Source organism: Arthrobacter sp. HMWF013 (assembly GCF_003061105.1).
Lineage (GTDB): Bacteria > Actinomycetota > Actinomycetes > Actinomycetales > Micrococcaceae > Arthrobacter.
This window is the reverse complement of the sequence record NZ_QAIQ01000384.1, coordinates 1-8348: the sequence shown is the minus strand read 5'-3', so window position 1 is coordinate 8348 and position 8348 is coordinate 1. Positions and strand designations below refer to the sequence as shown.

Below are 8348 nucleotides of genomic sequence, written 5' to 3'. Positions count from 1 at the left end.
GGTCAGTGCGAAACGCTCCGGGTCGGCGCCGAAGCGGCGGAACGGCCTGGCCAGTGACACCACACCATCCAGCAGCCGCTGCATGGGGTTGGTCTCGGTCATCAGGGACGCCGCAACAATGCAGACGAGGATGTTCAGGACGATCCGGGCCGCCGTGGGACCGCCGAGCTGCCACCACTGGAACAGGCCGATGACCGGCAGGACATACAGCAGCGGCCGGATGGCCCCGAAAAGCCTGCGCGGACCGGCACCCGTGAGCAGGTAGAGTCCGCACATGGCCGCCAGGACCGCCGCCGATGCCAGCCAGTCGACAACCAGGAACGATGCCAGGCCGCATCCCACCACCAGCAGGAACTTCAGGCCAAGGGGCGTCCGGTGGATGACCGAATTTCCCGGTACATAGTTGGCCAGCAGGAAACCGTGTCCCCTCACGGCGTCGCCAGTCCTTGGGTGGCCACTGCCCGGTAGGCGTCGACGGCTGCTGCCGGGCCGCCGTCGAACATCACCCTGCCCGCCTCAATGACCAGCACGCGGTCCATGTCCAACGCCAGATCCAGGTCATGGGTGGACATGATGACCTGCTGGTCCAGTCCCGAAAGGGTGCGGCGCAGGAGCTCCCGGTTGCGCAGATCCAGGAGGGTCGACGGTTCGTCCAGGACCAGCACGGACGGATTCACCGCGAGGACGGCAGCGAGGGCCATCAGCTGGCGCTCCCCGCCGGAAAGTTCGTAGATGCTCTGGTCTGCGAGGGGGAGCAGCCCGAACCGGTCCAGTGAAGCCTCGGCAAGCCGACGGCGTTCCTGGCCGTTGCGGACGGTGCGCCGGAGCGACAGTTCAACGTCCTCGCGGCCTGTCGGCATCACGAGCTGCGAAAGGGGATCGGTGAAGACGAAGCCCACCTGGCGGCGCACCGCCCGGACGGCGCCGACAGTATCGGCGCCGTCCACCAGCACCGTGCCGGACGTGGGCTGGACCAGGCCGTTGATCATCCGCAGCAGGGTGGACTTGCCGGAGCCGTTCGCGCCGATCACGCCGATTCGCTGCTCGGTCAGCTCAAGGCTGACGTCCTGGAGCAGGGTCTTTGGTTCGGGGTGGCTGTCGACGACGACGGCCACCGACGTGCCCCTGAAGGAGATGGTCGCCATGGCTGCTTAGCGCTTGATCCGCTTCGCCCGGCGTACCAGAACATCCGGAAATGCCCGGTGAAGTGCAACGGCGATCACAGCGGCGAGGATGTTCTTGATCACGTCGCCGGGGTAGAAGACGAGGTCCGCCAGGAACGCCTGGGCGAGCTCTGACTTGGTGTTGACGGCAATCCCGATGACACCGAGGGTGTGCACCACCACGATGCTGGTCACCATGGCAGCGGCGAAGAACCACAGGGCGCGGGCCCGTGTGGTGCGCCGGATGACAACGACGGCGAGCCAGCCGACCACTGCGGCGGCGATCGGGAAAGCGATGATGTAACCGGCCGACGGGCCGGCCAGGATGCCCAGGCCGCTGCGCCCCTGGCTGAAGATGGGCAGGCCGGCAAGCCCCAGCAGTGTGTACAGGCCGACGGCGGCGAAACCCCGGGCCGGACCCAGCATCAGGCCGGTGAGCATCACGGCGAGGGTCTGGAAAGTAATGGGTATGCCGAACACGTTGGCCGCAATGCCAGGGACCAGCGCGGAGCCCGCAACCAGGGCGGCGAACACGGCGATCAGGCCGAGGTCGGTCGCGTTCCAGCGGGAACGTTCACGGGAGGTGGTGCTGTTGACGGCGGTGTCAGTCTGGCTCATGGGGTGGTCCTGTCGTGGATGAACAAACGAAGCATGGGGTGATCCTGACGTTACCGGCCCCCGTCGGGACCCATTTTGTAGAGGGTCTACTAAACGGGCGGCCAGGCATTGATTGCCCGATACAAAGGACTGCTGCGGTTATTGGGCGGGGATAGGGCCGGTAGACTGGATGAGGCCGCTCTGTCCGGCCAATCTGCCCGCTTCTTCCAGAGGACATCTGTTGAGCTGTGGCGTTCCCTGTTGTGAAAGGCCATACCTGCTGTGATTACTGTCCAGGATCTTGAACTGCGCGCCGGTGCCCGGCTCCTTATGGACCAGGTGAGTTTCCGCATCGACAAGGGAGACAAGATCGGGCTTGTGGGCCGCAACGGTGCAGGCAAGACCACCCTGACACGGGTTCTCGCCGGCGAAGGCCTGCCGGCCGCCGGAAAAGTGACGCGCACGGGTGAGATCGGATACCTTCCCCAGGATCCGCGCACCCCGGACATGGAGCAGCTGGCCCGTGACCGCATCCTGGCCGCCCGTGGCCTCGACATCGCCGTCGGAAAGCTCCGGCTGGCCCACGATGAGATGGCCAGCGAGGACGCAGATGTCCAGCGCAAGGCGATGAACCGTTACGACCGCCTGGAATCCGAATTCCTGGCTGCCGGCGGCTACGCAGCCGAAGCCGAAGCAGCCGCGATCTGCTCCAACCTTGCGCTGCCGGACCGCATCCTGAACCAGCCGCTCAAGACCCTCTCCGGTGGCCAGCGCCGCCGTGTTGAGCTGGCCCGGATCCTTTACTCGGACGCCGAGACCATGCTGCTCGATGAGCCCACCAACCACCTTGATGCCGACTCGATCGCCTGGCTTCGGGACTTCCTCAAGAACCACCAGGGCGGGCTGATTGTGATCAGCCACGATACCGAGCTCCTCGAAGCCACCGTCAACAAGGTCTTCCTGTTGGACGCCAACCGCGCCCAGATCGACTTCTACAACATGGACTGGAAGCGCTACCTTCTCCAGCGCGAAACCGACGAACGCGCCCGCAAGCGTGAACGTGCCAACGCCGAGAAGAAGGCCCAGGTCCTGTTTGACCAGGCCAACAAGATGCGCGCCAAGGCCACCAAGGCCGTCGCCGCGCAGAACATGGCCAAGCGTGCCGAGCGCCTGCTCAGCGGCCTCGAAGCCGTCCGCGAGAACGACCGCGTGGCAGCCCTCCGGTTCCCGGACCCGTCGCCCTGCGGCAAGACCCCGCTCACCGCCGAGGGCCTCAGCAAGTCGTACGGCTCGCTGGAGATCTTCACGGACGTCGATCTCGCCATCGACCGCGGCTCCAAGGTGGTCATCCTTGGCCTCAACGGCGCCGGCAAAACCACCCTCCTGCGGATGCTTGCCGGAGTGGACAAGCCGGACACCGGTGACGTTATTGCCGGCCACGGCCTCAAGGTCGGCTACTACGCCCAGGAGCACGACACCCTCGACGTGGACCGCACTGTCCTCGAAAACATGCGCTCCTCCGCTCCGGACATGCAGGATTCCGAAGTCCGCGGCATTCTCGGTTCTTTCCTGTTCTCCGGTGACGACGTCGACAAGCCCGCCGGCGTACTCTCCGGCGGCGAGAAGACCCGCCTGGCCCTGGCCACCATCGTGGCCTCCAGCGCTAACGTGCTCCTCCTCGATGAGCCCACCAACAACCTGGACCCGGCCAGCCGCGCCGAAATCCTCGGCGCGCTCAGGAACTACTCCGGCGCCGTCGTCCTGGTCAGCCACGACGAAGGGGCCGTCGAAGCCCTGAACCCTGAGCGCGTTGTCCTGCTGCCGGACGGTGTCGAGGACCTGTGGAACGAAGACTACCTGGACCTGATCACCCTGGCTTAGCCTCGAAGCGCGGTGGTTAGGTTCGCACCAGCGACCGCGCAATTTGCCGCTTGCTGGCTCGTTCGTCGCCTCTGACGCAACCTACACAAATCACCCGGTCGCTGGCGCTTGTGCGTTCGTCACCGACCGGTTCAGTTGTTGGGAAACGTTTGGTTCCTGCCCACTTGTGATCGTCAGATGGACTGACGGGTGGTGCTGAGACTTGTCCCTGACTGAGACGCAATAGCTGGGGTAGCCCACGGTCCTAGCTACTCGGCATCCAACCGCAAATGGGGGGAACTGCTACTTGCACATTACTGGCGCCCTGGGCACAAGCGGAGCAGCGTGGGTGATTTATGTAGCGTGCGTCTAAGCGAGGGGCCACGCCGTCAGGGTTCCCTGGCCGAGCTTGCGAGGCTAGGGAGACGGTGGGGAGAACGAGCGAGCACGCGGGAAATCACGCGCGTTGCGCAGCGAACGCAACCGACGGCAACCGCCGTAAGGCGAAACTGACAGAACGGACCCTCAGTACCCTTGGGCGTCGAGGAGGGCGTCTTCCTCTTCTTCGGCTGTGGCGTGTTTCCGCTTGCGGGCAACCGGCGGACGACGGCGGGCCGCCGCGGCCGCAGAGTGAACGGCGCTGCCGGAACTGACCTCGTCCCCTTCTTCATCTTCGGCGTCGATCGCAGCGTTCCGCGCCTGCTGCCGTGCGGCGTAGCCGAAACCGACGAACATCAGTACGCCGAACGCAAACCACTGCAGCGAGTAGGACAGGTGCGTCCCTTCTTCGGTGGCCGGCTTCGGGAACGGGAACGGCATCTGGGCTGCGGCCGGCGACTCGGAAGCGAGCTGCCCGTAGGCACCGGTGAGGACGGGATAGCCCAGTCCGGCCGCGTAGGTGGGCAGGTCGATGGACGCGAGCTGGCCCGCGGGGGCGCCCCGGTCCAATTGGGGCTCACCGTGCTTGAGCCGGACGACGGCGGTTACGGTGCCGGCAGGGGGCGCCGGAATTGAGTCCGGGCTGCCTGGGTTTTTGTTGCCGATGGGGAGCCAGCCCCGGTCAACCACGACGGTCTCGCCGGTCTCAAGTGTGAATGGGACAACCACTTCGTAGCCGGGCTGCCCGTTCAAGGGACGGTTGCGGACGATCCGTTGACCGGCGACGTCGTAGCTTCCCCGGAGTTCAACCTGCGTCCATTCCTTGGCTGGGTCCAGTTCGGAGAACTCATCCCGGACCTGCTCGAAGGGGACCGGGGCAGCAGAGTAGTTGGTGACCACCCGGTTGATTTCTGCGAGGGTCTCGGCGCGGCGGTCCATTTGCCAACGCCCGAGGAAGACGCAGGCGGCGGCGAAAATGGCGGCCAGCAGCAGGTAGGCGAGCCATTTGCTGGAAAACAGGAAACGGTACATTCAGCTGTCCTGCCCGCTGTTGATCCGGCCGGCTTCCTGGCCCCGGTCCATAGCCACAGTGTCCTTCCACAGGCCGCGGGTCTGGAGGTAGTCCTCCAGCCAATCACGGTGGTCGTCACAGGCAAGCCAGATCTTACGGCGCTCGGGAGTGTGGATCTTGGGATTGTTCCACAGCAACTGCCAGGACGCATCCGAGCGGCAGGCCTTCCGGGAGCAGGTGCCACCCATGGCCGGCGCGGCACTGTCTGTTCCGCCGGCCAGATCGAAGATGTTCATGAAGCGCGCCGTTCCTGTCCGTATGTGGGTTCGTCGTCGTCATCATCAACTATCAGTTCGCCCTGAAGCACCGTGGAGGCGGTGCTCTCCTGGGCAGGAGGCTCGGGTGTGCTTTCCAGTTCCGCGAGCGGGGCGGAGTCCAGGAGTGAATCGCTGTGGCCCTCTGCTTTATCGTTCCCGTTGGCAAGAACCACGGCGACCCAAGGGAGGAAAACTGCGCCGGCCACCATGAGGAGCTTGAACCAGCCGTCCACCACAAAGATCAGGATGAGGCAGACCATGCGGATGCCCATCGCCAGGGAGTACTGCATCATCCGGTGGCGCATGTCCTCCGAGTGGGCTGCGGATGCGTCCGTGATGCTGTGCACCCCGGAATCGCCGGAGAACCGTTCAGGATCTCCGGGCACGGAATGTCCCGCATGGTTTTCAAGGGTCACGGCTGTCTGATCACGCTCCAAGGCTTGCCTCAATTCTCTCACCATCGGCGGGCCCGCCCAAACGGAGGCTAAGATCGGAGGCAGTAAAAATCCCTTGCGTTTTCCATCGCGGTGCCACCTGCCGCAGAATCACGGAGCCCCTTATGCCTGAAGCAGCCCAGACCCCCCGCAGCGTCCTGATCACCGGAGGGAACCGGGGCATCGGGCTGGCCATCGCCGAGGCCTTCCTGGCCAACGGCGACAAGGTTGCCGTGACCTACCGCAGTGAATCCCGGTTGCCTGCCGGAATCCTCGGCGTCAAAGCCGATGTCACCGACGAAGCCTCGGTGGATGCGGCATTCACCGAGGTGGAGGCTGCCCACGGGCCGGTGGAGGTCCTGGTGGCCAACGCGGGTATCACCAAGGACATGCTCCTGCTGCGCATGCGCGAAGAAGATTTCACCTCCGTCATCGACACCAACCTCACAGGTGCATTCCGGGTCATCAAGCGCGCTTCCAAGGGCATGATCAAGATGCGGAAGGGCCGTGTGGTGCTGATTTCGTCCGTCTCCGGACAGTACGGCGCACCCGGCCAGATCAACTACTCCGCATCCAAGGCCGGCCTGGTGGGCATCGCACGGTCACTGACCCGGGAACTCGGATCGCGCGGCATCACCGCCAACGTGGTGGCTCCCGGCTTCATCAACACTGACATGACGGCCGAACTTCCCGAGGCCACACAGAAGGACTACCTGGCCAGCATTCCGGCCAACCGGTTCGCCGAGGCTTCGGAAGTAGCGAACGTGGTCCGCTGGATCGCCAGCGACGAGGCAGGCTACATCTCCGGCGCCATCATCCCGGTGGACGGCGGCCTGGGCATGGGTCACTGACGGACCTTCCTCAGGAAGCGGCTTCGAACGCCTCCCGGAGCCACTCAATGACCTCGGCATCGACGTCGTCGGCGGTGGCAAGTTCCAGGTGGTGCATCCACACGCCGCGGGACGGATGCACCACTTCCTTGAACCGGGCGGACTGGATCCGCCGTGGCAGCGCAATGGAGAGGACAGCCGGCACCTCGGTTTTCAGGTGCTGGCGGGGATTCCAGATGTAGGCGAAGCCGCGCCTGTTCCGGAAAGCCACCTGGCTGGTGGTGGTGCGTTCCACCGCCGGGCCGGCACTGAGAATGGCGCTCCGGACAACCTGGCAGAGCTGAAGTCCCTCGGGCGAATTGCTGAACAGCTCTTCCGGGGTGGACGGGTTTCCGGCGCTGCCCGTCATGGCCCGGGCCTTGCCGGTTTTCGGCGGCTCGTCATGGGGCGAGCCTACGCCGCGGGGCGTCTACCGGATACCCGGAATCGGACAGGACACTAGCCGGGCCGGGCTTCTTTGTGGGGGTCACACAAGCAAATTCGCGTACAGCGCTGGCATGATGGACTGCAGACCTAGAGGCTTTTAGACGTTTCGAACAAAAGGAGTACACATGGGACTGCTGGATAACAAGACCGCCATCGTCACCGGATCCTCACGGGGAATCGGCGCAGAAGTGGCCAAGAACCTCGCAGCCGAGGGTGCCGCCGTCGTGGTTAACTACCGCCAGAAGGCGCCGCGCGCCAACAAAGTCGTGGCAGGAATCGAAGCCGCGGGCGGCCGTGCCGTCGCTGTCGGTGCAGACCTCACCACCCAGGAAGGCGTCCAGGCCCTGGCCAGCGCCGCCATGGAGAACTTCGGTTCGCTGGACGTCCTGGTCCTCAATGCCTCCGGCGGCATGGAATCAGGCATGGCGGACGATTACGCGCTCAAGCTGAACCGTGACGCGCAGGTCAACATGCTCAACGCAGCAGTGCCGCTGATGAAGGAGGGCTCCCGCGTGGTCTTCGTGACCAGCCACCAGGCTCACTTCATCAACTCCGTGCCCACCATGCCCGAGTACGAGCCGGTTGCCCGCAGCAAGCGCGCCGGCGAGGACGCCCTGCGTGAGCTCCTGCCGAACCTCGCCGAAAAGGGCATCTCCCTGGTGGTTGTGTCCGGCGACATGATCGAAGGAACCGTAACGGCAACGCTGCTGGACCGGTCAAACCCGGGCGCCATCGAGGCCCGCCGCGCCGAGGCGGGCAAGCTCTACTCCGTGGAGGAGTTCGCTGAGGTAGTGGCCGGTATGGCCACCGCCGACGTCAAGTCAGGCCACACCGAGTATGCCGGCGGCTCGGACTACTTCGGCAAGAGCGCCCAGTAACTCTTCCGTCAACGGGGAAGGCACTCCACGGTGAACATCACCGTGGAGTGCCTTCCCTGCGTTAACGCGGCCCACCCGCGCGGCGAGTGGATTCAGACGCCCGCGATGTGCCGCACTGCATCAAGGTAGGGCATGTTGATGGCCGAGTCCGCGACCGCCCGGACCGCGGGCTTTGCGTTGAACGCCACCCCGATCCCGGCAGCGCTGAGCATGTCCAGATCGTTGGCGCCGTCGCCCACGGCAATGGTGTGTTCCATCGGGATTCCTTCGGCCGCGGCCCACTCGCGGAGGTACTTTTCCTTGGCGGCACGGTCAATGACGTCGCCGAGCACTTTGCCGGTGAGGGCGCCGTCCACGATCTCCAGGTCGTTGGCAATCCAGTAATCCAGGCCC

At 64.9% G+C, this 8348-nt stretch carries 11 protein-coding genes; 3 read left to right on the top strand and 8 right to left on the bottom strand.

Translation table 11 applies throughout. The features are described 5' to 3' along the window. From DBR22_RS14290 to DBR22_RS14280, 3 genes are all read right to left on the bottom strand, one after another. Window positions 1-432 (bottom strand): energy-coupling factor transporter transmembrane component T family protein (locus tag DBR22_RS14290; RefSeq protein WP_108599565.1); only part of this gene is annotated, 432 nt, incomplete at its 3' end. Next, a complete protein-coding gene (locus DBR22_RS14285; protein WP_108599564.1) occupies window positions 429-1145 on the bottom strand; it encodes an energy-coupling factor ABC transporter ATP-binding protein in 717 nt (238 codons plus the stop codon). The genes DBR22_RS14285 and DBR22_RS14290, both read right to left, overlap by 4 nt. A gap of 6 nt (window positions 1146-1151) precedes the next feature. After that, complete coding sequence (locus DBR22_RS14280; RefSeq protein ID WP_108599563.1) at window positions 1152-1781, bottom strand: biotin transporter BioY; 630 nt, start codon at window positions 1779-1781, stop codon at window positions 1152-1154. A 261-nt stretch (window positions 1782-2042) separates the two neighbouring features. Here DBR22_RS14280 and DBR22_RS14275 point away from each other — a divergent pair, with 261 nt between their 5' ends. Then, window positions 2043-3641: an ABC-F family ATP-binding cassette domain-containing protein gene (locus tag DBR22_RS14275; RefSeq protein ID WP_108599562.1), complete on the top strand. Its 1599-nt coding sequence runs from the start codon at window positions 2043-2045 to the stop codon at window positions 3639-3641. Between the two features lie 504 nt (window positions 3642-4145). On the opposite strand, the gene DBR22_RS14270 is transcribed toward DBR22_RS14275, so the two are convergent. The 3 genes from DBR22_RS14270 to DBR22_RS14260 are packed head-to-tail and all read right to left on the bottom strand — an operon-like array spanning window position 4146 to window position 5743. Beyond that, window positions 4146-5030 carry an SURF1 family cytochrome oxidase biogenesis protein gene (locus DBR22_RS14270; RefSeq protein WP_108599561.1) on the bottom strand — a complete coding sequence of 295 codons (885 nt, stop codon included), beginning with the start codon at window positions 5028-5030 and terminating at the stop codon, window positions 4146-4148. Further along, window positions 5031-5306, bottom strand: coding sequence for a hypothetical protein (locus tag DBR22_RS14265; protein WP_108599560.1), 276 nt, complete (start codon window positions 5304-5306; stop codon window positions 5031-5033). Further along, complete coding sequence (locus DBR22_RS14260) at window positions 5303-5743, bottom strand: DUF3099 domain-containing protein (protein ID WP_181365191.1); 441 nt, start codon at window positions 5741-5743, stop codon at window positions 5303-5305. The genes DBR22_RS14265 and DBR22_RS14260 overlap by 4 nt, the downstream gene beginning before the upstream one ends. Before the next feature lie 143 nt (window positions 5744-5886). Between DBR22_RS14260 and fabG the strand changes: the two genes are divergently transcribed. Continuing rightward, entirely contained in the window at window positions 5887-6612 is a 726-nt protein-coding gene (fabG, locus tag DBR22_RS14255; RefSeq protein WP_108599558.1) for a 3-oxoacyl-ACP reductase FabG, read from the top strand. A 10-nt stretch (window positions 6613-6622) separates the two neighbouring features. On the opposite strand, the gene DBR22_RS14250 is transcribed toward fabG, so the two are convergent. After that, entirely contained in the window at window positions 6623-7000 is a 378-nt protein-coding gene (locus tag DBR22_RS14250; RefSeq protein WP_181365190.1) for a DUF5655 domain-containing protein, read from the bottom strand. Window positions 7001-7202: 202 nt separating this feature from the next. Here DBR22_RS14250 and DBR22_RS14245 point away from each other — a divergent pair, with 202 nt between their 5' ends. Beyond that, complete coding sequence (locus tag DBR22_RS14245; protein ID WP_108599557.1) at window positions 7203-7955, top strand: SDR family oxidoreductase; 753 nt, start codon at window positions 7203-7205, stop codon at window positions 7953-7955. Between the two features lie 92 nt (window positions 7956-8047). Here DBR22_RS14245 and DBR22_RS14240 read toward each other — a convergent pair. Continuing rightward, window positions 8048-8348, bottom strand: a 301-nt coding sequence (locus DBR22_RS14240) for an HAD family hydrolase (RefSeq protein ID WP_181365189.1), incomplete at its 5' end; no start/stop codon positions are given.